A 25,435-nucleotide genomic window follows, 5' to 3' on the forward strand; every position below is an offset into this window, starting at 1 on the left:
ATAACATGTAATTTGTAATATATTTGTGTGAAATTGTTAATGTATTAATTGATATTGTTACTTTAAGTAATACAAAGAATAACAACCTAATTTACAGATTCGGGGTGAGGAAATGAAAAAGACAGTATTGGCTTTATTATATGCAACAGTTTGTACTGGGGTAGCACAAGCTGAAATGATTAAGGTAAATGGTGAAGGTAGCAGCCCAATTAATAAAAAGGATGCTATTGCGACTCGGAATCAAGCCTTTGCACAAGCTAAAACGGATGCTGTCATTGCTCTGATTAAGAAAATTAATGGTCCGCAAGCGATGCAGGATGCCGAACCTTTTTTAGCAGATATTGTCAAACAAATTGATAATAACTATGTATTCAATCGTGGTAGCCAAAGTACCAAAACTGAACTAACCACTTCTGTATCCCTCGAGATGGATGATCAAGAATTTCGTAATATTTTAAATGATATCGGGTTGTCGAAGAAAACAAGCCGTACAAGTCCAATCATGATCGTAATGGACGAGTACTTTGGTGTGCCACGTGATAATTCCAAACCAGTCAAAGAATTTACTTCGTATTTCTCTGATAAAAGCTATGCTTATGATGAAAAGGCTAGCTATGATGCAAAAGAGAGTGCTAAAGCGAATGAAAGTTCATCTTATTCATCGAAAGGAAAGTCATCAGCTGCATCAGGATATGCTTATGACAATTATTATGGCGCAGGTGTGGGTGTCGCAGCACGTTCATCAAGCCATAATAATTCTGGGAAATCAGCATCTTCAGCAAGTTATAACGCTAGTGAATCCGCACGTTATAGTCAGTCAGAGCGTCAGAATGATATCCAAAGCTTTGTTAAATATGTGGAATATCAAACCCCATCGACTATACCTGAACGACAAAATCATACCTTAAATGCGATTGCAGGCTCAGCATCAAAATATGATCTGCGTTTAATGGATTCCGATCTATTCCGTAGTCGCTATTTAAAAGGTAAAAGCATGTCCATTCAGCAATTACTGAGTGATGCAGAGCTTGCCAAACTTGCAGCCGCTGCACGTCAGGAAAAGGCAGACTGGTTTATGGTTGGCAGCTCACATATTTTTGATCGTGGTCGTTCAGGTGCAACGGGTCAGTTTGTTTGTGATGGTGCACTTAGCTATAAAATTTATTCAGTTGATGATGGTACGCTGATGGGCGGCGATACCCGTACCGAATCATCAGCAGCGGCAACGACAGATTCTTGTCGTACGAATGTTGCCCGTAAACTGGGTGAAATGACTCTGTCAGAAGTTGGTCCACAAATTCTAGCCTATTCGAAAAACCGCAGCATGTATGGCAAAGAAATTACTCTCTTTGTGAAAAATGTATCGGGTAGCGTCTCTAGCCGTTTGGGGGATGATCTCTATATGGCTTTAGATGAAATGGACGGTGCTGAAAATATCGATATCCGTACTCAAGATGGCAAACTGGTCGAAATAACCATGACCTATAAGAGTCAAAAGCCTTTAAGTGCTGAACTTGCCAAAGCATTACGCCGAGTGAATCCTGTTTTATCTAATGCAGAACGCTTGCAAGCAGGAAATACCATTACTTTATGTATTGGTGGTACACAGTGCAAGTAAACACAGTACTGAAGCAACTGAGTATTGCATTAGGCTTGGCATTTGCTGCAAATGCCCAAGCCAATATCCAAATTTTCCCGGTACAGGGGATTTTTGGATTGGAACAGCCATGTCGTAAATCCGCAGATTTAATTGAAGCCAATGGCTCTTCAATTTCATGCGACTTTACTCAAGCGGTTTCGAGTACTGCAATCCGTAATCAAGTATCGCAAACTTTTTTAAGCCAGCTTAAGCAAAGTTTACCGAATCAAATTGTCGACTCTATTTCCAAGCAAAATAAGCATCGTACCTATGTGGCTTCTTTAGAAGTACTGCGTGCGAGTGAGTATGTGGTCAATAAAGAGTCTACAGCAGAAATCTTTTTACCGGTTACAGTCAGTTTGAAACTGACCAATGTACTTTCAGGTGAAGTGATTTACAGTAACAGTGCGACGCTGTCCCAACCAATTCAAATTTTAGCATCGGATATTCAGTCGGCGGCAACGCGTCAAGCGGTACAGCAAAAGTTTCAAAGTAGTTTAGTTACCTTAAGTCAGCAACTTGCACGTGATTTACAGCAGAATTTTCAAGTCTCTGAAATCGATGCCATAGTGATTGATCGTTGGAAGTCTTATATCGTTTTAGACAAAGGCTTTAAGCAAGGCATTGCCAAAGATGATGAACTGAGTTCAGCTCAAGGTGATTTGATTCGTGTGGTACATGCCGACAGCGATTATGCGGTGGCTTTGCCGGTACTTATCAATGGTAGTCCAAGTCAGTTTACTAAAGTCTCGACCAATACTCGTCAAGCAATGAATAAGCCAAAAGCATTGCTTGTAGATGTATTGACCTATCAAGGTGAATCCAAGGATTTGATTGAGCAAATTTTTTCAGATGCTGTCGGTGAAAATGCGTCATTCACCCTGACCCCTGTTAATAAACGCTTTAGCAATTTGGTGCAAAGCATCGCGGAACAAACTGGTTTAAGCAATCAAGAAGCAATTCATCGACGTGAATTGCCGGACTTCTTTATTCGTATCAGTGTGATTCCGGTGATTGGGTATGAAAAGCAAATCGGTAAAATGACACAGCAGCAAGTGGTGCATAGTGAGGTCTTTGCTGAAATGATCGATCAATCAGGGCGCGTGCTTTATTCAGCACATGCCACTGATGAGCTGAGCGATACTATTTCAGCAGGCATGGGCTTCTCGATGGAGGCACGTAAAGAAATTGCACTCAAAAATGCCTTAATCAAATTGGGGCAGCAATTCCGTCAAGGGGTGCAATTTACCCGTTCAGATTTGCAAGTTGTAAGCGGTGGCTCAGATCATATTCAAATTAATGATCCAGGTGAACGTTTAACTACAGGTATGAAAATTCATGTCTATAACCGTGAAAAGGCAGCGCAGCGTGATGTGTTGATTCCAACCTGGGAGGCGACTGTGATTGAGCGTCAAGGCAATAAAGTTAAAGCACAGCTTGATTTCCCTGTCAGTGGCAATGACCGACTGCCTGTGCATTCAGGAGACAGTATTTTAGTTGATAGCCATGCGCCGGCGGGTGACTCGAAGCAAGCACGTGTGCTGTGTGAAAGTTTACATACTGAACAGGTGGGGGAAATTCCATTCTATGGTTTTGGTCCATTGATCTATCACGCGTTCACGAGCCAATCCAAACGTCCGTTTTATGCAACAGGTGTAGGCTTCAAAGGACAAACTAAGCTTGCTGATTCGATCGTGAGAATGACCGAAAATGCTGGCTTTAAAAAGGATATGAAACTCAAGCTGTATGTCCCGAAAGAAGAATGTTTACAGCCAGCGTTCCGCATTCAAGTCAAAGAAGAAACTATCAAGTGTAATGCCGATAAAACCAATTGCGATGCAACTTTGGTTCTTGCGGGTGGTGCGCGTCGTTTTAATCAAAAGTTAGAGCGTGTAGGCGCTTATGGCTTGCAGCAGGAAATTAATCTAAAAGGCATTGATCATAACCATCGCTATGCCATGTACAACATTCAAATGTTTAATGCCTTACCTAAAATTTTAAATCAAATCGTGCAAAAAGCCGATTCAACACAATAGAGAACCACTATGAAAAAACTAACAGCTGTATGCCTTATAGGGACAATATTCTTCGGTACAAATGCATTTGCAGGTTTTGGATCCCTTAGCGGCTTGGCTTCACAGTTAACTGAAGCAGCAACAGGTGTATCATCAAATAATCTAGATTTGGCAGGCTTTTTAAAACAAGCACAAGCAACTAACCAAATGTTCACACAAAGCCGTACATCTTTAGCAACTTTATTTGCTGAGCGTAAAGACGCTGAAGAGTTGAAAACGAAGCTAAACAGCTTGAAAACGACTTCTGACGCGAAAGAAAAAGAAGCAATTCAAAAAGAAATTATTAAGCTGACCAATGATGTGTTAGATGCATCTAAAAAAGATGAAGCAGCAACCGTTGAAAAGATTAATGCATTAAATGCAAGTCAAAAACAGCAGCTAACGAAATCTATGACTAACTTTGTCTTGGCTGGCCTTTCAGCTCGAGAATTAGTTACTAATAGTAAAAGTGTTTCAATGCAGTTATTAAGCAATCCAATGGCTGTAAGCAGTAGTGGCATGTCTCTAGTGGATGCTAAGGGTTTATTAAGTGATGTGACGGGTATTGCAAAAAACTCGACGATGGCTTTGGTTGAATATCCACAGTTATTGAAAAAAGCAGGTGTAAACTTTAAAGCACCAGAATCATCCGCAGCTAAACCTCAGGATATTTCTGAATTCTTGTAATACGTGTGATCCTAGAAAAAAAGCCTGTATCTGCAGGCTTTTTTATGGCTATATAATTTTGCTAGTCGTGAGCATAGTCAAAGCTGTATTAACTCTTTTACAATCAGACTCAATCTAAATATAGGTGAAGGGCAGTTGTGGCCAGACAAATTCAAATTGATGTATATCCGCTGGCGCCGCTGAGTAACTTAGGCATGGATCGAAGGGCTCAAATTGCTGCACGTAAAATTGAAGTCGCACAGTTACGCAATCACTGTCTATCCCAGTATTTTGATCTTGAAATACAGGATGAGAATATTACCCGAACCGATTTTGGGAAGCCTTATCTTCAAGAATTTCCAGACTACGCTTTTAATTACACGCATAGCCAGAACTTTTATGCCATGGCAATGAGCCAACGCATGCAACACATCGGTGTGGATATTGAAGAGCTGAGTCGTAAAGTTCGTTTTGATGCATTGGCACAGCATGCCTTTCACCCTGAAGAATACGCGAGCTGGCAACAGCTAGACTGTGATCCTGAATACTGGTTTAAGGTCTGGACCACCAAAGAAGCAGTATTAAAAGCACATGGTATGGGTATTCGTATGAACCTGAGTGAGCTCAATACTAAAGTACATCCACAGCAGCAGGGTGGCCTGTGTCAGCATGTGCAGCTTGGTGTCTTTGCATTTCACAACTATGTACTTGGTGATTGTGTGCTCAGCGTGGCATGGCAGGCTGAGCAGTCCTGCCGTGGTTTTACTTTTCCTCGGATTCAGATTTACCAGCATCCTCCACTCTAAGTGCAAGTATATTAAAAATCAGGATTTCCGGGCGATTAGCAGATTACTTATGCGATTGACAAACTGCGGACTGAAACGTGACAGATGGTATAAAAACTGGCTTTTAAAGCCGACTGGCTGATGGGTAGGAACCAGTAAATTGCCCTTGCGCTGTACCAGTTTTAAAATATCCTGAGCGACATCTTCTGCACTCAAATGTACGCCCATTTTCTTAATGCTTTCTGCCTGCATATCCTGAACCATTGCAGTGCGCACAAAAAGTGGCATTACATCCATGACCCGAATGCCATGCTTGTGCCATTCAATATCCAGGCTTTCTGTCAGGCCTCGTACGGCAAATTTACTGGTCGCATAGGAAGCAAGATCAGCCTGACCATAGATCGCGGAAGCAGAGGAAAGGTTAATGACCCGGGCAAAAGCAGCACGCTCCAGAAAGGGAAAGGCCGCATGACAGCCATTGATCACACCCTTGATATTAATATCGACCGTACGGTGGTGTGCTTCAATAGGGGTCTTTTCAAAATTTCCTGAATAGAGAATGCCGGCATTATTCACCAGAATATTGATCTTGCCTGCCCAGGCTTCAAAATCCTGTAAGGCGGTTTGCCAGGATGCATAACTGGCAACATCCAGATAGCTAGCGTGTGCATTCGGGCCTAACTGTTCAGCCAATTGTTCGGCAAGGCTAATATTCAGATCATAAATACCGACCTTGTAATCCTCGCGGCAAAATAGGCTGGCAACAGCAGCACCGATTCCTTGTGCTGCACCGCTAATAAAGATACTGTGCATTGAGCTCACCTCCATGTTGACTGTTTTTAGAGCATAGCAAACATTGAGCAAAAGATATTTTCTTGTCCGATAAAATAAAGAGGTTTTAAGGTGGAACAATTACTGAGCATCATGCGAGAACTACGTGAAAAATGTCCGTGGGATCAACAGCAGACGCCTGAATCATTAACGCGTTATGCGATTGAAGAGGCGTATGAAGTTGAAGCGGCTGTTCGTTCCGGTAAGACTGAAGATGTACGTGATGAGCTTGGTGACCTGTTATTACAAGTGGTTTTCCAGTCGCAGATGTACAGTGAGCAAGGTGCTTTTAATTTCCAGGATGTAGTGCAGGCGATTAGCGATAAATTAATCCGCCGTCATCCGCATGTATTTCAGGCTGAACAGTTTTCCAAACTCAGCCCTGAAGATGTGGCTGTATTGTGGAAAAAGATTAAGACACAAGAAAAACAGGGTAAGCCCCGTTCCCGTCTGGATGATGTGAAACATGCACCGGCACTCGTACAGGCAGATGAAATCCAGAAAAATGTAGCACAAATTGGTTTTGATTTTCCTAATGTGGATGGTGCATTCGGTAAGCTTGAAGAAGAGTTAGGTGAATTTAAAGAGGCAATGGTAGGACAGAAATCCGACGAAATTCTGGAAGAATTTGGTGATTGCTTATTCTCTCTGGTTAATGTTGGTCGTAAACTTGGCATTTCGAGTGAGATGGCACTATTAGGTACCATCCATAAATTCCGTACGCGATTTGCCTTGATGGAACATCAGGCAGTACAACAGAATCTGAATATAGAAGACCTGTCACTGACTGAACTGGATCAGTTGTGGGAACAGGCGAAACAAGAATTAAAACAACGGGCCACGCATGAAAATCATAAAAATTCGGTCAATCAGCAGAGAACTGATTAGTATCATCCTTACAATTTTATCTGTACTGTGCAGTTCGTTTGCAGCTGCTGCTCAAAATGGAAGTTATGCTGACTGGAAGGCTAAACAGCAACAATATGATGCACGGCTGAAACAACAGCAGAATCGGCCATCCCAAAATCATAGCAATCACTATCTGGCGAAGCCGGAGCTTACAGCTGTTTCCAGTGCAGACAGGATCCGGCTGAATTCCGCTACGGTCGAGCAGTTGCAGCAGCTGCATGGCATTGGTCAGAAGAAAGCAGAAGCAATTATTGAATATCGCAATACGCATGGCAAGTTTAAACGTGTTGAAGATATTCAGCTGGTCAAGGGGATTGGTCCCGCACTATTTGCTAAAAATCAGGCTCGACTGGCGCTGTAAATCATCTAAATTTAAAGTGAATCCTCTATCATTGCTGGATACAGGATTGACATAATCAAATTGCCCTTTAGCCGTGTAAGCGATATGATTAGCGTCATCTTAGAATTTTACGTTCAGACGTAGGAGACAGCGTCTTTTGCAAACTTTGCGCGCGTCAAAATGTGGTTTATCAACCGCTCAATTACCTTCTTATATCCTCGATGTGATTGATGCCTTAAATAAGGCCGGCTATGAAGCTTATATTGTTGGTGGTGGTGTACGAGATCTGATGCTGGGCTTGAATCCCAAGGATTTCGATGCTGTCACTAACGCAACTCCCGCTCAGGTCAAAGAAGTATTCGGGCGACGTTGTCGTATTATCGGGCGTCGTTTTGAGCTGGTTCATGTCTATTCTGGTCGCGAACTGGTAGAAGTCGCGACTTTCCGGGCACCGCCGAAAAAGGCCGTCACTTCAGCGCAGGGCATGATTCTGCGTGACAATAACTGGGGAACTATCGAGCAGGACTTTGCTCGCCGTGATTTCTCGATTAATGCAATGTATTACCAGCCACGTAAAGGTATTGTGCTGGATTTCTGCAATGCAGTAGATGATATTAAACATAAAACACTGCGCCTGCTGGGTGATCCAACGCTCCGCTTCGAAGAAGATCCAGTCCGTATGCTGCGTACGTTGCGTTTTGCAGCAAAATTAAATTTCAATATTGATGAAGCGATTCTGGATATCTTTACGCCAGAAATGACCCAGCTGCTTCGTGATGTATCTCCGCATCGTCTTTATGATGAGTCACAGAAGCTGTTCACCATGGGGCATCTCAACCGCGTCTTGCCAATGCTGATTGATTTCGGGATCTGGCGTCAGCTGTTTGCAGAGATCAAACCTGAAATCACGCCGTTTATTGAACGTGCTGCGACCAATACCGATCAGCGTATTTCGATTGGCAAGACGATTAATCCTGCATTCTTCTATGCTGTATTGTTATGGAAGCCATTCCTGGAGCGTTGTGATTTCTACTTGAGTAAAGGCATTATTCCAGCTGAAGCACGTGCTCAAGCAGGCCTGGATGTTTTGAAGCGTCAAGCAACCCGTACCATCATTCCACGTTTTGCGGAAACCTTTATCCGTGAAGTCTGGGAAATGCAGACCCGGCTGTTGAATCCAAAACCGCAGCAGATTGAAGCGCTGTCTGGTCATGCGCGTTTTCGTGCCGGCTTTGACTTCCTGTTACTCCGCGAAAAATCAGGTGATGAAACGGCACAGGGCATGGGGAGCTGGTGGGATGCTTATCAGCAAATGGGCGGTGACGAAAAAGAACGTGCCATTGCACAGTATAACCGTCAGCGTGCCAAGAGCCGTCGTAAAGCGACTCAGGAAGAGCATCTGGAACAGCGTCTGGCTGTTCAGGAAACCACTGAGATTGAGCCATTAGTCAATGAGCCGGAACCACGTAACCGTCGTACCCGCAAACCTAAGCCAGCAGCAGAGAAACCAGTTTCTCATGCAGCAGCGAGTGCAAGCGGTGAGATTGGTCCGGATCATCCAATTATGAAACGTAAGCGTGTACAGCGTGATTTAAGCCAAGTTGTTTTTGGACCGACACAATGACCATTACTTATATTGGCTTAGGCAGTAATCTTGGTGATTCGCGCCAGATTATGGCTGAGGCGGTACAGAAACTGGCAAGCTTGGGAACAGTGAAAATATCCCATTTGTATTACAGTCCACCGATGGGTCCACAGGATCAGCCAAATTATCATAATGCTGTGGTGCAGTTGATTACCGATCTGGCACCACTCGATTTACTGGATCGTCTACAGGCATTGGAACAGGAAGCGGGTCGGGTACGTTTACGCCACTGGGGTGAACGTACCCTGGATTTGGACCTGCTTATTTACGGTGATGAACGTATTCAGAATGAGCGTTTGACTGTGCCGCATGTCGGTATAATGGAACGTGATTTTGTATTATTGCCGTTGTTGGATATTGATACTGAATTACAGCTGAATGGACAATCATTAAAAGACCTAGACATCGTAAAACAATCGACCTTGACGGTCCTTGATCGCACGAATTGGGCAAATATTTAATTTTTATTTATTGGTATGTTCGCGAGAACTTCAATAAGAGAGGAACACCTTCATGATCAGTCTGAGCGACTTAAGACGATTCAAGGCGGACGGCCGTAAATTCTCCTGCCTGACCTGCTACGATGCCAGCATGGCCAAAGCCATGGAAATTGCCGAAGTAGATACGATTCTGATCGGGGATTCCCTGGGTATGACCATTCAGGGGCATGATTCTACTTTGCCAGTGACTGTAGCCGATATGGCATATCACACCGCTGCAGTGCGCCGTGCAAATCAGCATGCCTTTATCCTGACTGATCTGCCATTTATGAGTTATGCAACATTGAATGATGCCTTGCAAAGTGCCCGTACCGTGATGCAGGCGGGTGCTCAGATGGTCAAGCTGGAAGGTGGAGCATGGCTGGCTGAAACCGTACAGGTCATGACGCGTAACGGTATTCCAGTTTGTGTACACCTAGGTTTGACACCACAATCAGTGAATGTATTTGGTGGTTATAAATTACAGGCACGTAACCGCGCAGCGGCAGATCAGCTGCTTGCTGACTGTAAGGCTGTGGTTGAAGCCGGTGCTGCCTTGTTATTGCTTGAATGTGTGCCTGCACAACTTGGCAAAGAAGTGGCTGAGTTATTCCCGGAGATTCCAGTGATTGGTATTGGTGCGGGTGTAGATACGGATGGTCAGGTGCTTGTAGTGCAAGACATGCTGGGCCTGAACTTTGGTCATACGGCTAAATTTGTACGTAACTTTATGAAAGAACAATCAGGTGCCAATGCAATCCTGGATGCATTCAAGGCCTATCATGCTGCCGTGCTCGACAGCTCATTCCCTGCACCTGAACATACATTCCAGGTTGAGTTATAACATGAAAACAGAAACTACCATCCAGGGTTTGGCGGCCTCATTAAATCCGGCTCGTTCAGCACGTAAAATTATTGGCTTCGTACCCACCATGGGGAATCTGCATCAAGGTCACTTAAATCTGGTACGTGAAGCCCGCAAGTTATGTGATGTAGTCGTGGTCAGCATCTTCGTGAATCCGATTCAGTTTGGGCCAAACGAAGATTTTGATAATTATCCACGTACCTTGGAGCAGGATCAGCAGTTATTGGCTGAAGTAGGCTGTGACATCGTCTTTGCTCCAAGTGTGGAACAGATGTATGGCAACAAGCCGCGTCTGACCAATATCAGTGTTTCGGATATCACTAATGACCTGTGTGGTTTACAGCGTCCGGGTCATTTCGATGGCGTAGCAGTTGTCGTGACAAAATTGTTTAACATGGTTCAGCCAAACTATGCTTTCTTTGGTGAAAAAGATTATCAGCAGCTGGCAGTGATTCGCCAGTTTGTGCAAGACCTGAATATTCCACTGGAAGTGATTGGGGTGCAGATAGCGCGCGCTGAAGATGGTTTGGCACTGAGTTCACGGAACGGTTATCTGACCGAGCAGGAACGCCAGACTGCACCAGTGATCTACCGCAGCTTAAAAGTAGCGGAACAGCAGCTGCATGAAGGTGTAGTGTTAGATACTGTGTTGACTGGTATTCGCCAGACCCTCACTGAGGCTGGTTTTGTGGTAGATTATATTGAGGCACGTACGCCAGAATTGCAAAAGATTGATGAATTTAATCAGGATCTTGTGTTATTCATTGCGGCGAAATTAGGTAAAACACGTTTGATCGACAATCTGCAGGTAAAATATTCTGCACGTCATTAATAGGGTAGCAGTGCATGAAGCGCATCTTAATTGTGACAGGCCAATCTGGTTCAGGTAAGTCATCTGCCTTGCAGGTGCTGGAAGACCTAGGTTATTACTGTATCGATAACCTGCCGCTGGCACTGCTTCCTGAAATTGTCGCGAAACTGGATCAGGAAAATAACCTGGAACAGTTGGCATTAGGAGTGGATGTTCGTAGCACCCGGGCGGATCTGCAAGAATTCGATCATGTGTTTGAACAGCTGCAACAGCATGGCACAGTCGATATTATTTATCTGACTACGCAGGATCAGGAGCTGATTGCACGTTTTAGTGCTTCACGCCGTCCGCATCCGCTGGCTGCACGTTTTAAAAGTCTGAATGAATGCATTCAGGAAGAAAAATTACTTTTGCTTCCGATCCAGTTGCGCTCGACGGTGCATATCGATACTTCTGACAAAAGTGTGCATGACCTGAAGCATACCTTACTGCATAAGCTCGGTCAGACCGATAACCTGATTTTGATTTTACAGTCCTTTGGTTATAAGCATGGTATTCCATTGGATGCCGATTATGTCTTTGATGTACGTCATCTGCCTAACCCGCACTGGGATCTGGAACTACGTAAATTTTCCGGACTGGATCAGCCTGTACAGACTTTCCTGGAAAAGAGTGAGCAGGTAGAAGACATGTTCCAGGACATTTACCACTTTTTGGAAAAATGGCTACCGGCTTTTGCTGAAGGGCACCGTCACTACATCACAGTTTCTGTGGGTTGTACCGGTGGTCAGCATCGTTCTGTTTATATTGTGGATAGACTAAAAAAAGCGCTTGAGGCAAAATGGTCTGTTCAAGTCCTCCACCGAGAAATGAAGCACTGGTCATGATTGATACGACGGTTGACGTAATTAACAAATTGGGTTTACATGCGCGGGCATCGGGTAAGCTCATTGAAGTCACCACGAAATTTCGTTCCAATATTCAGATTGGAAAGGGTGACAAGCTCGTCGATGCAAAAAATATCATGTCCTTGCTCATGCTAGGAGCGGGCAAAGGCACAACATTACGCTTGGTACTTGAAGGAGCAGATGAAGAAAAAGCTTTATCTGAAATTCAGGCACTGTTTGCGGCAAAATTTTATGAGGCAGATTAATCGTGGCACGTCGACCGAGCAGTTTAACTGAAGAAGATTTCGAATCTTTAGAGGGACGCGCAAGTAAAACCGAACAGAAAAAAGCAGTCCAGCGTATGGCTGCTTTAGGCGCACAGTTGGCAGAACTGAGTGCGAAACAAATCAAGAACCTTCCTGTTGAAGAGCGTTTGATTGAAGCTTTGCTGGATGTTCAGCAAATTAGTTCACATGAAGCACGTCGTCGCCAATTCTCCCGTATTGGCAAATTACTACGTAACGAAAATGAAACCGTGATTCTGTCCTACCTGACCCCTAAACAGGGTTTGAAAAAGACAGCACAATTACAGCGTTGGGTTGACCGTATTGTCAAAGATGGTGATCCGGCGATTAACGAATTTACCAAAACCTATAATGCAACAGAACGTCATACCTTACGTCAGCATTATTTGCGTGTACATCGTGATCTAAAAAATCAGGCACCTGAAGAAGAGGTTGCAGCATCAAAGCTGAAACTGTTCAACTATGTACAGCAAGTAGCCTTGATTTCAGATAATTGATTTCGTGTCGATAGAGAAGGCGATCCTAAAAGGTCGCTTTTTTTATATCCGTATTTTACCAGACGGAAAATTATATAAGATTCATGATCTGGAATTATGAGCTTAAGCATAACTTTTAAAGAAACAATTTATAAGAATTGTAGTGGCTGCTTACAATTAACAGTAAGGAAATCTCAGTCATTAACAAAAAGATTGGTACTTTATGCCAGTTTTATTGTGCGTGATTAACAAAAATTAGACATATCAAAGAATTAACTAAATTACATAGTTATTTAGAAGATTAATCATTTGAGCATTATGAAGCAAAAAAATAGGATATTTACTCGTAACGATTGGTTGGTGAAGAAATTCTTAACAATATTAATTTAAAGAATTTATTTTAGTGCTATTATTTTAAATTAAATTAATTATTTATAGGCTTGGCACTAGTATTTAGTTTAGGTGCATGTTACAAGTGGTGGTGAAAAAATAGACATTTCAGTGACATTATCAGGTTTGTTTATAGGTTTACAAATAACGGTTAATGTCAAATTTGTTTTACATTTTTTAAAGAAAAAATGAACGTATACGTAGTTAAATGTAATGAAATCAATTAATCTAGATGTTAGGAAATGTTGTTGAGACTGTTTAGATTCTTTGTTATTGATTGTATAAAATTGGTTGAATAAATAAACATAACCATGAGAGGCAGAGATGAAGCTTAACCTTCTGGAGATAGGTCAAAATACTGAACAGCTAAGCTCATGCCGCCTGTCTCTTATTTTGGGCGTAAATACTTCCAATAACCTAATTAATACATTTGCTCGAGTCGCACGTCGGCTACTCAAGACTGAAAAATGTTTACTGAGTTTTCATAAAGAACCTTATATCTGGTATTCCACTGCTTCAGAATTTTGGGGGTTCGAAACCCCGCACGAATTAAATTTGCTCAATTATCTTAAAAATGATGACTGTCTGGATCGTACGCATCCTGCCTATACAGAAATGTCAGAATATATTCGTAGTCTTGGCGTAGAGCATAAGCGCCTGATCTCCTTTAATCTGAAAGCCAGTGATACCCATTCAATTGGTCATGTGGTATTTTTTGATCAGGAAGAAGAGGGTTTTGATCAAGAAGATATTCGTCTGGTGCAGGAGTTTGCCGATGGGCTGGTCGGACGGATTCGCTTGCATGAAGACTATAATGAACTGAAGGAAATGTACGAGCAGCAATGCGCCATGAACTTCAGTAAGACGAAATTCTTCCAGATCATTGCCCATGACCTGCGTGCACCCTTTCATGGCTTACTTGGATTCTCGGAAGTATTGGCTGAAGAACGTCATACACTGGATGATTCAAGTGTTCAGAATATTGCCGATTATCTCTGTGAAAATGCCAAGTCAACCTATAACTTGCTGGAAAGCCTGCTGACTTGGGCAATGGCTGAGGGTGGACGTTTCGTTTACCATCCGATCAATTTTGAGCTAAAACAGTCCAGCAAAATTGTTTGCGATGTACTCAAAAGCTTAGCATTGAATAAAAAAATCGACCTGATTGACCGCATTCCTGAAGGAGTGAAAGTCAATGCGGATATCAACATGATTACTTCAGTGCTGCAAAACCTGGTCTCCAATGCACTGAAATTCACCCCAACCGATCAGCAGGGTCAGGTCATTTTGACTGCTGAAGCTGAAGACGAGCTGGTCAGAATCAGCGTGCAGGATGCCGGTCTGGGCATGACTGAAGAACAGATGCAAAATCTGTTTAAGCCAAATCTGACAGTAAGTGTGAAAGGCACAGATAATGAAAAAGGCGCGGGTCTTGGTCTGGTATTGTGTAAGCGATTTGTCGATCTGAATCATGGTCAAATTTATGTCGACTCTAAAGAAGGTCAGGGTACGACCTTTAGTGTATTGTTGCCAAAAGCCACCAATGAACATCAGGCACTGGCACTTGCTGAACCGGCAGGTGCATTAAAAGAAAAAAATTAATTTCCGTCCAAGGCATTCACAGGGCTGCCAGTCACCTGTTATAACTAGAAAAAATCTTGCAGGTGACAAGGACTGGAAATGAATGACGTACAATTGCAGAAAACTTTAAGGGCAAGCCAATATGCCGAGCAGGTATTGTCCAGACACGCTGCCTTGCTGCAGCAGGACTATGCAGTTGACCATTTTCAGCATGCTTTGAGTACTGAACAAATCAAGCAATCTGTCACAGATGCCCTTACCAATATTAGTGATGAAGAGCAATGGATGAGTACGTTACGTACTCTGCGTGCTCGCCTGATGTTTCGCTGGATCTGGCAGGATGCCAATCAACTTACTAATGTCATTACTCTCACTCGTGAACTTTCTGATTTTGCCGATGCCGCCATTTGTGCCGCCAAAGATTTTGCCCGTATTCCCTTGGTTGCAAAGTATGGCCAGCCGATTGGCTACAATGGAAAGGTGCAAGACTTAATTGTAATTGCTATGGGTAAGCTCGGTGCTCAGGAACTCAATCTTTCTAGCGATATTGATCTGATTTTTGCTTTTGACGAGCAAGGGGAAACCGATGGGCGAAAATGTATTGATGTGCAGCAGTTTTGCATTCTGTGGGGACAAAAGCTGATCTACCTGTTAGATCATATTACCTCAGATGGTTTTGTCTTCCGTGTCGATATGCGCCTGCGTCCTTGGGGGGATGGTTCACCATTAGCAATTAGCCATATCGCGCTGGAAAAATATCTCAGCCAGCATGGTCGTGAATGGGAACGTTATGCCTGGATCAAAGCGCGGATTGTTAATCCAACGTCTGAGGGTGATGAGTTACTGGAGATGACACGTCCATTCGTCTTCCGTCGCTATGTGGACTACAGTGCTTTCGCAGCTATGCGTGAAATGAAAGCAATGATCCAGCGCGAAGTGCAGCGCCGCAATATTGAAGATGATATCAAGCTTGGTGCTGGCGGAATTCGTGAAGTTGAATTCATTGTTCAGGTATATCAGCTGATTTATGGTGGCGCCAAGCTGGAATTACAGGATCGCCAATGTCTGGTCAGTCTCAAGCACTTGGTTACCGCTGAATTGCTGGATGAACAAGCAGTAGAAGATCTTGAGGATGCTTATTTATTCCTGCGCCGGGTTGAACATGCGATTCAGGCGCTGAATGACCAGCAAACTCAGTCATTACCAACCGAAGATGACCCTCGCCAGCGTATTGCTGATACTTTGGGCTTTACTGACTGGGCAGCATTTATGGATGTGTTGGATCAGAAGCGCGCCAAAGTGATTTACCAGTTTGAACATCTGATTAAAGAGAATGGTCCAGAAACTCAACTCTCAAGTTTTACCCAACTGGAACAGCAGTTAAATGCAGTACTAGATGTAAGTGCCCGAAATCTGGTGCATGAGTTCTGGAACAGTAATACTCTGAAAAAACTACCGGCCAAAGCCTTACAGCGTTTAAAAACGTTTTGGCCTTATCTGATTGAAGCAATTTTGCAATCAGATCAGCCGCAGACGGCTTTAGTACGTCTGATGCCATTGGTTGAATCAGTCATGCGCCGCACTGTGTACTTGGTCATGCTGATTGAAAGCAAAGGTGCACTTCAACGTCTGGTCAAGATGGCAACTGTCAGCCCATGGATTTGTGAGGAATTAACCCATTATCCAGTGTTACTGGATGAATTCCTGTCTATGGATTTTGAACTGCCGAAACGTCAAGATCTTGAAGATTCTCTACGTCAGCAGTTGCTGCGTATTGAACTTGATCAGGTGGAAGACCAGATGCGGGTATTGCGTCTGTTTAAAAAATCCAATGTGCTGGCTGTTGCTGCCAGTGATGTGTTGGCAGAAAGTCCTTTAATGAAAGTATCAGATGCTTTGACTGATATTGCTGAGGTGTCTGTAAATGCTGCCTTGCATTTGGCTTATCAAATTGTGGCCAAAAAGCATGGTTTCCCACTCGATGCCGAAGGGCAACGTTGTTCAGTCGATCATACTGCTTTTGCTGTGATTGGCTATGGCAAAGTGGGCGGGATTGAACTCGGTTATGGTTCGGACCTGGATTTGGTATTCATTCACTTTATGAATGAGCAGGCAGATACTGACGGACTGAAACCAATTAGTGGCTTCGAATTTGCCATGCGTGTGGCGCAAAAGCTGATGTCGCTGATGACTACACAAACCTTGGATGGGCGGGTTTATGAAGTTGATACCCGCTTACGTCCTTCAGGGGAAGCAGGTTTATTGGTTACCAGTCTGAAAGCTTTTGAACAGTATCAGTTTAAGAGCGCCTGGCTCTGGGAACATCAAGCCTTGGTACGTGCCCGTCCAATCGCAGGGGAAATGAGTTTACGTAAAAAATTCGAGATATTGCGCTGTGATATTTTGACCCAAAAACGGGATATCGGTCATGTGCGTGAAGAAGTATTAAAAATGCGTCAGAAAATGAAAGATCATCTGGGTTCTTCAAAAGAGCAAAAAAAAGATGGGATTTTTCATTTAAAACAAGATGCAGGTGGTATCGTTGATATCGAATTTATGGCACAGTATGCGGTGTTAGCTTGGAGTGGGACGAATAAAGATCTCGCCCATTACTCCGACAATGTACGAATCCTTGAGGATGCCGCAAAATCAGGTTGCTTATCCAGCGACGATGCGACTGCTCTGATTCAAGCTTATCTCCGTGAACGCGCCGAGAGCCACCGCTTAGCCCTTGCAAATCAATCCATGCAAGTGTCTGCAAGCGACTGGCACGATACCCGAAAGACCGTTTGCAAGTTATGGCAAAGACTGATTGATCCAAGTGCAGTATTTGCACTGGATAGTGAATAATTGTGAAAAATTGGAGTTTGTGGCATGAATTTGGCTGATCGTGATGGTTTCATTTGGCAAGACGGACAACTGGTAGATTGGCGTGAGGCAAAAACTCACGTATTAACACATACCTTGCACTACAGCATGGGGGTGTTTGAAGGTGTCCGTGCTTATGAAACCCCGAATGGAACGGCTATTTTCCGTCTGAAAGAACACACCAAACGTTTATTAAACTCTGCAAAAATCTATCAAATGAAAGTTCCATTTGATCAGGCAGCGTTAGAACAAGCTCAAATTGATGTCGTTCGTGAAAACAAATTAGCGTCTTGCTATTTACGTCCAATTATCTTTATTGGTTCTGAAAAACTAGGTATTGCCGCAACTGACAATACCATTCATGCAGTGGTTGCTGCGTGGAGCTGGGGCGCTTACCTGGGTGATGAAGCAATGGCGAAGGGTATTCGCGTAAAAACTTCTTCATTTACCCACCATCATCCTAACGTGACTATGTGTAAAGCCAAAGCATCAGGTAACTACACCTTATCTATCCTTGCACATCAAGAAGTAGCACATTCTGGTTATGACGAAGCAATGCTTCTAGATCCACAAGGTTATGTATGTCAAGGTTCAGGCGAAAACGTATTCCTGGTACGTGATGGCGTGATTCATACACCTGATATCGCAGGTGGTGCGCTTGATGGTATTACCCGTCAAACCATTATTACCATTGCCAAAGATCTTGGTTATGAAGTGGTTGAACGCCGTATTACCCGTGATGAATTCTATATTGCTGATGAAGCATTCTTCACCGGTACTGCTGCTGAAGTAACGCCTATCCGTGAATACGATGACCGTCAAATCGGTGAAGGCAAACGTGGTCCGATCACTGAGCAAATCCAGACTGCATTCTTCAATGCGGTTCAGGGTAAAGATCCTAAATATGCGCACTGGTTAACTTACGTAAAATAAGTTCAACAGATAAAAAAAGGACTCAAATGAGTCCTTTTTTTATGGCTAGAAGAATCTATTAAACCTGATAGAAATCCCGATACCAGTCAACAAACTGTTTTACGCCATCTTCAACAGAAACGGAAGGTTTGTAACCTACACTTTGTTCTAGTGCTGAGCTATCCGCGAAAGTATCTGGTACATCACCGGGTTGTAGTGGCAGTAGGTCCAGAATGGCTTCTTTGCCGACTGCTTTTTCAATGGCATGGATATATTCAATCAGTTTGACTGGCGAATTATTGCCGATGTTAAAGATCCGGAACGGGGCATTGCTGGTGGATGGATCAGGATTGTTGCTATCCCAGTCTGGATTTGGTGCAGCAATCTGGTCACTGGAACGGATCACGCCTTCAGCAATATCTGCAACAAAGGTGAAATCACGGGTATGGTTGCCGTGGTTAAAAACCGGAATAGATTTGCCTTCAATAATGTTCTTGGTGAACTTAAAGAGAGCCATATCCGGACGACCCCAAGGACCATAGACAGTAAAAAAGCGCAAGCCTGTGGTTGGCAGTTTGAAGAGGTGACTATAGCTATGTGCCATCAATTCATTAGCACGCTTTGTTGCTGCATAGAACTGAATTGGATGGTCGACACCATGTTTTTCGCTAAAAGGCATGGTGGTGTTGGCACCATACACGCTACTAGTACTGGCATAGGTCAGATGTGGTGTTTTGGCATAGCGGCAGGCTTCAATGATATTGGTAAAACCGACAATATTGCTTTCCACATAACTCATCGGATTTTCAAGCGAATAACGTACGCCTGCCTGTGCAGCAAGATGAATCACGCGATCAAATTGATGTTCCTGAAAACACTTGTCAACTGCGGCTTTATCTGCAAGGTTGGCATGATAAAAGTCGAACTGCCCCGACTGCTGTTCCGCGGTTTGAGTTAGCAGATCTACACGTGCCTGTTTTAAAGCTGGATAGTAGTAGTCATTCATGTTGTCAAAACCGACCACATCATCACCACGTTCTAAAAGCTTTTTGGAAACATGGAATCCAATAAAACCTGCTGCACCTGTTACCAGAATCTTCATTCATCGCCTCCAAAAATATCACGGGTATACACTTTATCTTCAACGTCACTCAGCTCTTTGGATTGACGATTGGTGATAATCACATCTGCCCGCTGTTTAAAGGCTTCTAAATCAGTAATCACTTCAGATTTAAAGAACTCGGTTTCTTTTAATGCCGGTTCATAAACAATGACTTCAACCCCCTTGGCTTTAAGGCGTTTCATTACTCCCTGAATGGCAGAGGCACGGAAATTATCTGAGCCACTTTTCATAACCAGTCGATAAATCCCGACCACCGACGGATTCCTTGCCAAAATAGAATCGGCAATAAAGTCTTTACGGGTACGGTTAGAATCCACAATAGCTTGAATCAGATTGCTAGGTACCTGACTATAGTTCGCCAATAGCTGCTTGGTATCTTTTGGCAGGCAGTAGCCCCCATAACCAAAGGAAGGGTTGTTATAGTGATTGCCAATTCGTTGGTCCAGACAGACACCTTCAATAATTTGCTGAGTATCTAAACCAAACGTTTGTGCATAGGTATCCAGTTCATTGAAGAAAGCTACGCGCATAGCCAGATAGGTATTGGCAAATAACTTGATTGCTTCTGCTTCGGTTGAGTCAGTGAACAGAACAGGACTGTCTTTTTTGATTGCACCTTCAATCAGCATATCTGCGAATTGTTGAGCACGTGCTGACTTCTCTCCAACAATAATACGTGATGGATAAAGGTTGTCATGTAAGGCTTTACCCTCACGCAAGAATTCTGGAGAGAAAATAATATTGTCTGTATGAAATTTCTCTTTAACCGTTTTGGTGAAGCCTACCGGAACCGTAGATTTAATAATCATGACTGCTTGAGGGTTAATCTCGGTCACATCACGAATAACGCTTTCGACGCTTTGGGTATTAAAATAATTGGTTTTGGTATCATAATCCGTCGGTGTCGCAATAATGACAAAATCAGCATTCTGATAAGCTTCATATTTGTCAGTTGTTGCACGGAAGTTTAGTGGCTTTTCACTTAAAAAAGTTGAAATGTCAGGATCCTGAATCGGAGAAATCTTCTGATTTAACATTTCAACTTTATTGTCAATAATATCTAATGCCACGACTTCATGATGTTGTGAGAAGATCATGGCATTGGAAAGGCCGACGTAACCGGTGCCTGCAACTGCTATTTTCATATCAACCTGATTATGTATTTTTAATAAGGGAGCCAGAGCCCAAGCCAATATTGGGGTTCTCAAGGCGGTTTCATATCATACCATAAAGTATTTTGAGTATTATGAAGGTGTTGAAAAGCGGGGGAGTAACTTTGCTTTAGAGATGGTATGATATGGCGCAGAATGCTGGTGGAAGATGAATACATGCAGGAAAACGTAAACGACTCACTGTCAGGTCAGGCTCATACACAGTCTGAACAGAATATTGTGCTATGCATGAAGTGGGGCACCAAATATGGGGCAGAGTACGTCAATCGTTTATACAACATGGTCAAGCGTCATACTACGGTTGACTTTAAAATGGTGTGTCTGACAGACCGTACCGAGGGTATTGATCCTGCTGTTGAATGTTTTCCTATTCCGCCATTGGCCTTGCCAGCAGGTAGTCCTGAACGTGGCTGGAATAAGTTATCGACCTTTGAACCTGATTTATATGGTTTAAAAGGAAATGCACTTTTCCTCGATTTAGATGTTGTGATTGTCGATAATATCGATAGTTTCTTTACCTATCCAGGTGATTTCCTGATTATTCATGACTGGAAACGTCCATGGCGTATTACTGGAAATAGCTCGGTTTATCGTTTCAAGCTAGGAGCTTTTCCTGGTTTGATGCCATATTTCCGTGAACATTTTGATGAAATCCGTCAGAAGTTTCGTAATGAGCAGGCTTATTTATCCTGGTATATTGATCAGGAAAAGAAACTGAGTTACTGGCCGGATTCCTGGTGCAAGAGCTATAAATATCACTGTCTGCAAAAAATTCCAATGGCTTATTTCAAGCCGCCTGTGAAGCCGGAAGGTGTCAAAATTATTATTTTCCATGGTGAAATCAATCCACCTGACGCAATTAACGGCGGCGGGGGTAAATGGTACCGTTATGTTCTGCCATCGCAATGGATCAAGGATGCGTGGCAATAATTATTAAGTGTAGTAATTAAGCAATCCGGTACCTATTTTAAAGTGATGAAGTAAATGCAGCAGCAAATTGATATTGTAATTGCCTGGGTGGATGGCAATGATCTGGAATTAAAAAAGAAACGGCATAAATATCTGACTGGTGAAGATGCATCCGATGCAGTCAGTGATACCCGCTTCGCCAGTAATAATGAAATCTACTACAACATTGCTTCAATCCTGAAATATGTACCTTTTTGCCGCAATATTTTTGTAGTGACCGATAACCAGCGCCCAGAATTTATCGATGAATTTGCTGCACAAGGCCTGTGTACTGCCGATAAAATTCGTGTAGTGGATCATCGGGAAATTTTTAGAGGTTATGAGCAGCATTTGCCCACTTTTAATACCCGATCCATTGAAAGTATGCTCTGGAACATTGAAGGATTATCAGACTACTTTATTTATTTGAATGATGACTTTTTCTTTAATTCAACTGCACAGCCAGAAGATTTTCTAAACGGTAATCATTTGGTGATCTATGGCCACTGGCAAAGCAGTTTTGCGTTGAAAACAAAGTTAAAATATCGCCAATTTTTGCAGCGTCAATTTGGCAAGCCGATTCAGCCGAAGCACATGATTGCACAAATGTTAGGGGCTGATATCCTGGGTTTTAAAAAGTTTTTCGAGATCCATCACTATCCACATATTGTTGATCGTCATGTTTTGAAAGATTATTTATTGGCACATCCGCAGCTACTGGAAACCCAGATTAAATACAAGTTCCGCAGTGTAGAGCAGCTTAATCCCATTTCACTGATGAATCATATCAAGATTCAAAAGCAGCAAGCTGAGCTGAAGCCGGATATTGAACTGGCTTATCTAAAAAATGAAGATAGCCTCGACAGTTTTATTTCAGCTTTAGATAATCCTGCAATAAAATATGGTTGTATGCAGAGTCTGGATCAATTGAAGCCAGCAGATGCAAAGCAAATCGGTAATGCCATGCAGCAAAAACTGGCTGGTTATTTACCAAATTCAATTTTAGCTTAGAGGTTCATGATGAAAGTAATTACTTATCTGATTAATCTGGATGGTAGTCATGAACGACTTGAACGGGCGACTCAGCAACTAGATGCAGTGCACTGGCCTTTTGAGCGTTTCTCTGCAGTCGATGGCCGCGGCAAGGCTTTAACTGAATTTACCAACTATGATGATCAAGGTGCGCAACAGATTCTTGGACGTAGCCTGATGAACTCGGAATTGGGGTGTTATCTGAGTCATTATGGTTGCGCAAAGAAGTTTCTGAATACTGATGCAGATTATCTGGTTGTACTTGAAGATGATATGAAAATTAATCCAGACTTTAAAACAAAGCTGGATGGTATATTAAAATATCTAGACCAGCATAAAGATTTAGATTGGTACTTAATCAATATTGCAGCCAAAAAGAAAAAGCTGGCGAAAGATATTACCCAGATTGAAGATATGAGCATGTGGCATGCTTTTTATTTTCCAATTCGCGGATTAGGTTTGATCTGGTCACGCCAAGGTGCTCAAGCATTTTTAGAAGCTGGTAAGTATATAAATATGCCTGTCGATATTTTCTTCCAGACCTGGCTGAGTAAAAATGGAAAGGGATTAGGTGTGTGGCCAGCCTTGGTTCGACCTGTAGGCTTAGACAGTGATATTTTAGGAACAGTCGCTTCCCAAGGGGTATCACGTAAACAAAAAGAAAATCGTGGGGTGTCCCATGGTTTGAAAAAGCAAAAGCGGATGTGGCGTGATCGCTATTACGCACTTAAACACTTGATGGCTTCAAAGTAAGTAAATCTGTATGAAAAACATTGTAATTAGCCTAAAAACAGCAACTGCACGTCGTGAACATATTCAAAAAGAATTTGGTAAACAGAATATCGGTTTTGAATTTTTTGATGCATTGACACCAGATTTAGCTAAACCGCTGGCTGAAAAAATGGCACTGCAGGTGCACGAAGATTTTCTGACTTCTGGCGAGTTAGCTTGTTTTATAAGTCATGTATCTATCTGGCAAAAAATAGTAGATGAGCAGATTCCGCATTTGGCAATTTTTGAAGATGATGTATATTTGGGAAAAAATGCTGACTATTTTCTGAGTCAGGATGACTGGATTCAAAATGACTGGGATATTATCAAACTTGAAGCATTTGCTAAAAAAATTCTGCATGTCCCACAGGGAATGCCTGTAGGAAAAGATCGTAGTTTGTTTAAGCTAAAAGGACGACACGTGGGCGCTGCCGGTTATATTTTGAGTTTAAAAGCTGCTCAATACCTTATAAAACTATTGAAGCAAAATTTGATCACAGAACCATTAGATCATATTTTATTTGATCCTAAATACCATCAACAGAATATGAGCTTGTATCAAATGAAACCGGCTTTATGTATACAAAGCTATTTATATGAGCAGGCTCAGGAAAATCAATTTGGTAGCATGCTGGAAGACCAGCGTGTACAGCGTCGCCAGACTGAAAGTCAGGCACGTACATTTGGTGAAAAAATTAGTCGAGAGTGGCAGCGTCTAAAACACCAAATACATACATCAAAGTATAAAAAAACCATTGAATTTAAATAGAAAAAACCGCAGATATTGCTGCGGTTTTTTCTATTTAAATTATTAATTATTTAAAAAAAGCCATTGAATTGATTCATTTTTTGTTTTTTGCACACAGTCCAGCATAGCCTTCCATTTATCTTTTCTCGATTGATACTTTTTAATACCAGTTATTGCCACGATGCTATAGAGTCGTGTCTTGTCTTTTGCCTTATTTTCTATCTGATTTAAAATTTGATTAAATATGTTGGTAGGATAGTGTTTATGAGCAAATAAAATTTTTGATTTAAACCAGCGATGGTAAAAAGCGTAATTATGATAAGGCTCACTTGAACCACCTTTATGATAAATAGCTAATTCATTAATTTTTATTAAAGGAAGTCCTGTCTTTTTAATTCGTACACTTAAATCTTCATCTTCACAGTACATAAAAAAATCAGGATCAAAGCCGTTGATTTGATCAAATACAGATTTTTTAATTAACAGAAGGGCTCCACAGAACCAGTTGGTCGATTGACCATCGATCAAGTTTTCATGAAATTCATAATTTTTATATTCTGAAGTATCTTTATTATCGTCATTAAGCTGTCGAGTTGTAATCAGACCATAATTTTCTGACTGTTTTGAATAGGTAAGTAATTGTTCTAAATAATCAGTTTGCATCATACGAAGATCAGGATTGGCGATCAGTAATTCTTTCCCTTGAGCATGTTCAGCACCTAGATTCATAGCGCGGCCAAAACCTACATTGCGTTCAGAATCGATAATTCTGATATTTAAACCGTTTAGCTCATGACTCTGTTCAATAACTTCATTAAGATGTTTATTTTGAACGTTATTTACTAAAATAACTTCAAAATTCTTATGTGAAAGAGTTTGACTTTTTAAATCAAGCAGAAAGCTTTTAATAAAAGATTCAGTATTATAGTTAACAACAAGAATTGAAAGTTGCATAGGAAAAATTATGTGAGAAAAAATTACTGAATCAAGTATACAAGGGTTAGCTGAAAAATTATTTATCTATTATTAAATTTTAGACTATAAATTCATTGGAATTAGGTAATAAAAAATATTCCTGCTTTATCTCTAAAATTTAATTGTAAAAAAATTGTGATTGCAATCATCTCTTGATAGTTCAATTTGATTGGTCCATCGGTAAATATAGAATTAATGTATGAAACTATCAGAGCAAAGATAG

At 42.1% G+C, this 25,435-nt stretch carries 24 protein-coding genes; 20 read left to right on the top strand and 4 right to left on the bottom strand.

All coding sequences use genetic code 11. From position 1 onward, the window contains the following. Nucleotides 1-112 precede the first annotated feature (112 nt). The 4 genes from ACS72_RS05075 to ACS72_RS05090 all read left to right on the top strand — a co-directional run bounded on the left by ACS72_RS05075 (nucleotide 113) and on the right by ACS72_RS05090 (nucleotide 5,165). Nucleotides 113-1,618, top strand: coding sequence for a hypothetical protein (locus tag ACS72_RS05075; RefSeq protein ID WP_048881434.1), 1,506 nt, complete (start codon nucleotides 113-115; stop codon nucleotides 1,616-1,618). Beyond that, nucleotides 1,609-3,675, top strand: coding sequence for a hypothetical protein (locus tag ACS72_RS05080; RefSeq protein WP_228156238.1), 2,067 nt, complete (start codon nucleotides 1,609-1,611; stop codon nucleotides 3,673-3,675). Before ACS72_RS05075 ends, ACS72_RS05080 begins: the two co-directional genes overlap by 10 nt. Nucleotides 3,676-3,684: 9 nt before the next feature. Continuing rightward, nucleotides 3,685-4,380: a hypothetical protein gene (locus tag ACS72_RS05085; protein WP_048881436.1), complete on the top strand. Its 696-nt coding sequence runs from the start codon at nucleotides 3,685-3,687 to the stop codon at nucleotides 4,378-4,380. A gap of 137 nt (nucleotides 4,381-4,517) precedes the next feature. Further along, entirely contained in the window at nucleotides 4,518-5,165 is a 648-nt protein-coding gene (locus tag ACS72_RS05090; protein ID WP_228156237.1) for a 4'-phosphopantetheinyl transferase superfamily protein, read from the top strand. A gap of 18 nt (nucleotides 5,166-5,183) precedes the next feature. Here ACS72_RS05090 and ACS72_RS05095 read toward each other — a convergent pair whose 3' ends face one another. Beyond that, nucleotides 5,184-5,957: an SDR family oxidoreductase gene (locus ACS72_RS05095; RefSeq protein WP_048881437.1), complete on the bottom strand. Its 774-nt coding sequence runs from the start codon at nucleotides 5,955-5,957 to the stop codon at nucleotides 5,184-5,186. A 90-nt stretch (nucleotides 5,958-6,047) separates the two neighbouring features. On the opposite strand from ACS72_RS05095, the gene mazG reads away from it, so the two are divergent. The 12 genes from mazG to ACS72_RS05155 all read left to right on the top strand — a co-directional run bounded on the left by mazG (nucleotide 6,048) and on the right by ACS72_RS05155 (nucleotide 18,464). Then, nucleotides 6,048-6,863 carry a nucleoside triphosphate pyrophosphohydrolase gene (mazG, locus tag ACS72_RS05100; protein ID WP_048881438.1) on the top strand — a complete coding sequence of 272 codons (816 nt, stop codon included), beginning with the start codon at nucleotides 6,048-6,050 and terminating at the stop codon, nucleotides 6,861-6,863. Continuing rightward, entirely contained in the window at nucleotides 6,820-7,245 is a 426-nt protein-coding gene (locus ACS72_RS05105; protein WP_048881439.1) for a ComEA family DNA-binding protein, read from the top strand. Before mazG ends, ACS72_RS05105 begins: the two co-directional genes overlap by 44 nt. Before the next feature lie 136 nt (nucleotides 7,246-7,381). Next, a complete protein-coding gene (gene pcnB, locus ACS72_RS05110) occupies nucleotides 7,382-8,848 on the top strand; it encodes a polynucleotide adenylyltransferase PcnB (RefSeq protein WP_048881440.1) in 1,467 nt (488 codons plus the stop codon). After that, nucleotides 8,845-9,330 (top strand): 2-amino-4-hydroxy-6-hydroxymethyldihydropteridine diphosphokinase, encoded by a 486-nt coding sequence (folK, locus tag ACS72_RS05115; protein ID WP_048881441.1) that lies wholly within the window; start codon nucleotides 8,845-8,847, stop codon nucleotides 9,328-9,330. The genes pcnB and folK overlap by 4 nt, the downstream gene beginning before the upstream one ends. Nucleotides 9,331-9,382: 52 nt before the next feature. After that, complete coding sequence (gene panB, locus ACS72_RS05120) at nucleotides 9,383-10,192, top strand: 3-methyl-2-oxobutanoate hydroxymethyltransferase (protein WP_004813084.1); 810 nt, start codon at nucleotides 9,383-9,385, stop codon at nucleotides 10,190-10,192. Between the two features lies 1 nt (nucleotide 10,193). Further along, nucleotides 10,194-11,045, top strand: a complete 852-nt coding sequence (panC, locus tag ACS72_RS05125; protein ID WP_048881442.1) for a pantoate--beta-alanine ligase — start codon at nucleotides 10,194-10,196, stop codon at nucleotides 11,043-11,045. Between the two features lie 14 nt (nucleotides 11,046-11,059). Next, a complete protein-coding gene (gene rapZ / locus ACS72_RS05130) occupies nucleotides 11,060-11,911 on the top strand; it encodes an RNase adapter RapZ (protein WP_048881443.1) in 852 nt (283 codons plus the stop codon). Next, nucleotides 11,908-12,177 (top strand): HPr family phosphocarrier protein, encoded by a 270-nt coding sequence (locus ACS72_RS05135; RefSeq protein ID WP_008303424.1) that lies wholly within the window; start codon nucleotides 11,908-11,910, stop codon nucleotides 12,175-12,177. Before rapZ ends, ACS72_RS05135 begins: the two co-directional genes overlap by 4 nt. Before the next feature lie 2 nt (nucleotides 12,178-12,179). Further along, nucleotides 12,180-12,713 carry a ribosome biogenesis factor YjgA gene (gene yjgA, locus ACS72_RS05140; protein ID WP_048881444.1) on the top strand — a complete coding sequence of 178 codons (534 nt, stop codon included), beginning with the start codon at nucleotides 12,180-12,182 and terminating at the stop codon, nucleotides 12,711-12,713. 693 nt (nucleotides 12,714-13,406) lie between these two features. After that, a complete protein-coding gene (locus ACS72_RS05145) occupies nucleotides 13,407-14,684 on the top strand; it encodes a sensor histidine kinase KdpD (protein WP_048881445.1) in 1,278 nt (425 codons plus the stop codon). A 78-nt stretch (nucleotides 14,685-14,762) separates the two neighbouring features. Beyond that, nucleotides 14,763-17,513 (top strand): bifunctional [glutamate--ammonia ligase]-adenylyl-L-tyrosine phosphorylase/[glutamate--ammonia-ligase] adenylyltransferase, encoded by a 2,751-nt coding sequence (gene glnE / locus ACS72_RS05150; RefSeq protein WP_048881446.1) that lies wholly within the window; start codon nucleotides 14,763-14,765, stop codon nucleotides 17,511-17,513. Between the two features lie 24 nt (nucleotides 17,514-17,537). Then, the gene (locus ACS72_RS05155) at nucleotides 17,538-18,464 is read left to right on the top strand and encodes a branched-chain amino acid transaminase (protein ID WP_004813074.1); all 927 of its coding nucleotides are present in this window, start codon (nucleotides 17,538-17,540) and stop codon (nucleotides 18,462-18,464) included. 58 nt (nucleotides 18,465-18,522) lie between these two features. Here the strand turns inward: ACS72_RS05155 and ACS72_RS05160 are convergent, their stop codons facing one another. Beyond that, nucleotides 18,523-19,545 (bottom strand): NAD-dependent epimerase, encoded by a 1,023-nt coding sequence (locus tag ACS72_RS05160; protein WP_048881447.1) that lies wholly within the window; start codon nucleotides 19,543-19,545, stop codon nucleotides 18,523-18,525. Further along, nucleotides 19,542-20,711: a nucleotide sugar dehydrogenase gene (locus ACS72_RS05165; protein ID WP_048881448.1), complete on the bottom strand. Its 1,170-nt coding sequence runs from the start codon at nucleotides 20,709-20,711 to the stop codon at nucleotides 19,542-19,544. The genes ACS72_RS05160 and ACS72_RS05165 overlap by 4 nt, the downstream gene beginning before the upstream one ends. A gap of 183 nt (nucleotides 20,712-20,894) precedes the next feature. On the opposite strand from ACS72_RS05165, the gene ACS72_RS05170 reads away from it, so the two are divergent. The 4 genes from ACS72_RS05170 to ACS72_RS05185 are packed head-to-tail and all read left to right on the top strand — an operon-like array spanning nucleotide 20,895 to nucleotide 24,258. Next, nucleotides 20,895-21,668, top strand: coding sequence for a hypothetical protein (locus ACS72_RS05170; protein WP_048881486.1), 774 nt, complete (start codon nucleotides 20,895-20,897; stop codon nucleotides 21,666-21,668). Nucleotides 21,669-21,722: 54 nt separating this feature from the next. Continuing rightward, nucleotides 21,723-22,697, top strand: a complete 975-nt coding sequence (locus ACS72_RS05175; protein ID WP_048881449.1) for a stealth family protein — start codon at nucleotides 21,723-21,725, stop codon at nucleotides 22,695-22,697. 9 nt (nucleotides 22,698-22,706) lie between these two features. Beyond that, the gene (locus tag ACS72_RS05180) at nucleotides 22,707-23,471 is read left to right on the top strand and encodes a glycosyltransferase family 25 protein (protein WP_048881450.1); all 765 of its coding nucleotides are present in this window, start codon (nucleotides 22,707-22,709) and stop codon (nucleotides 23,469-23,471) included. Between the two features lie 10 nt (nucleotides 23,472-23,481). After that, nucleotides 23,482-24,258, top strand: a complete 777-nt coding sequence (locus tag ACS72_RS05185) for a glycosyltransferase family 25 protein (protein ID WP_048881451.1) — start codon at nucleotides 23,482-23,484, stop codon at nucleotides 24,256-24,258. 42 nt (nucleotides 24,259-24,300) lie between these two features. On the opposite strand, the gene ACS72_RS05190 is transcribed toward ACS72_RS05185, so the two are convergent. After that, complete coding sequence (locus ACS72_RS05190) at nucleotides 24,301-25,191, bottom strand: glycosyltransferase family 2 protein (RefSeq protein ID WP_048881452.1); 891 nt, start codon at nucleotides 25,189-25,191, stop codon at nucleotides 24,301-24,303. Nucleotides 25,192-25,435 lie beyond the last annotated feature (244 nt).

Source organism: Acinetobacter sp. VT 511 (assembly GCF_001077515.1).
Lineage (GTDB): Bacteria > Pseudomonadota > Gammaproteobacteria > Pseudomonadales > Moraxellaceae > Acinetobacter > Acinetobacter schindleri.

Coding starts and splice junctions, on each gene's coding strand:
- ACS72_RS05145 (WP_048881445.1), top strand. CDS start 13,407: ATGAAGCTTAACCTTCTGGAGATAGGTCAAAATACTGAACAGCTAAGC.
- ACS72_RS05075 (WP_048881434.1), top strand. CDS start 113: ATGAAAAAGACAGTATTGGCTTTATTATATGCAACAGTTTGTACTGGG.
- ACS72_RS05165 (WP_048881448.1), bottom strand. CDS start 20,711: ATGAAAATAGCAGTTGCAGGCACCGGTTACGTCGGCCTTTCCAATGCC.
- ACS72_RS05185 (WP_048881451.1), top strand. CDS start 23,482: ATGAAAAACATTGTAATTAGCCTAAAAACAGCAACTGCACGTCGTGAA.
- ACS72_RS05190 (WP_048881452.1), bottom strand. CDS start 25,191: ATGCAACTTTCAATTCTTGTTGTTAACTATAATACTGAATCTTTTATT.
- ACS72_RS05180 (WP_048881450.1), top strand. CDS start 22,707: ATGAAAGTAATTACTTATCTGATTAATCTGGATGGTAGTCATGAACGA.
- ACS72_RS05155 (WP_004813074.1), top strand. CDS start 17,538: ATGAATTTGGCTGATCGTGATGGTTTCATTTGGCAAGACGGACAACTG.
- rapZ (WP_048881443.1), top strand. CDS start 11,060: ATGAAGCGCATCTTAATTGTGACAGGCCAATCTGGTTCAGGTAAGTCA.
- ACS72_RS05160 (WP_048881447.1), bottom strand. CDS start 19,545: ATGAAGATTCTGGTAACAGGTGCAGCAGGTTTTATTGGATTCCATGTT.
- ACS72_RS05085 (WP_048881436.1), top strand. CDS start 3,685: ATGAAAAAACTAACAGCTGTATGCCTTATAGGGACAATATTCTTCGGT.
- folK (WP_048881441.1), top strand. CDS start 8,845: ATGACCATTACTTATATTGGCTTAGGCAGTAATCTTGGTGATTCGCGC.
- ACS72_RS05175 (WP_048881449.1), top strand. CDS start 21,723: ATGCAGCAGCAAATTGATATTGTAATTGCCTGGGTGGATGGCAATGAT.
- panB (WP_004813084.1), top strand. CDS start 9,383: ATGATCAGTCTGAGCGACTTAAGACGATTCAAGGCGGACGGCCGTAAA.
- ACS72_RS05105 (WP_048881439.1), top strand. CDS start 6,820: ATGAAAATCATAAAAATTCGGTCAATCAGCAGAGAACTGATTAGTATC.
- ACS72_RS05170 (WP_048881486.1), top strand. CDS start 20,895: ATGCAGGAAAACGTAAACGACTCACTGTCAGGTCAGGCTCATACACAG.
- glnE (WP_048881446.1), top strand. CDS start 14,763: ATGAATGACGTACAATTGCAGAAAACTTTAAGGGCAAGCCAATATGCC.
- panC (WP_048881442.1), top strand. CDS start 10,194: ATGAAAACAGAAACTACCATCCAGGGTTTGGCGGCCTCATTAAATCCG.
- ACS72_RS05135 (WP_008303424.1), top strand. CDS start 11,908: ATGATTGATACGACGGTTGACGTAATTAACAAATTGGGTTTACATGCG.
- ACS72_RS05095 (WP_048881437.1), bottom strand. CDS start 5,957: ATGCACAGTATCTTTATTAGCGGTGCAGCACAAGGAATCGGTGCTGCT.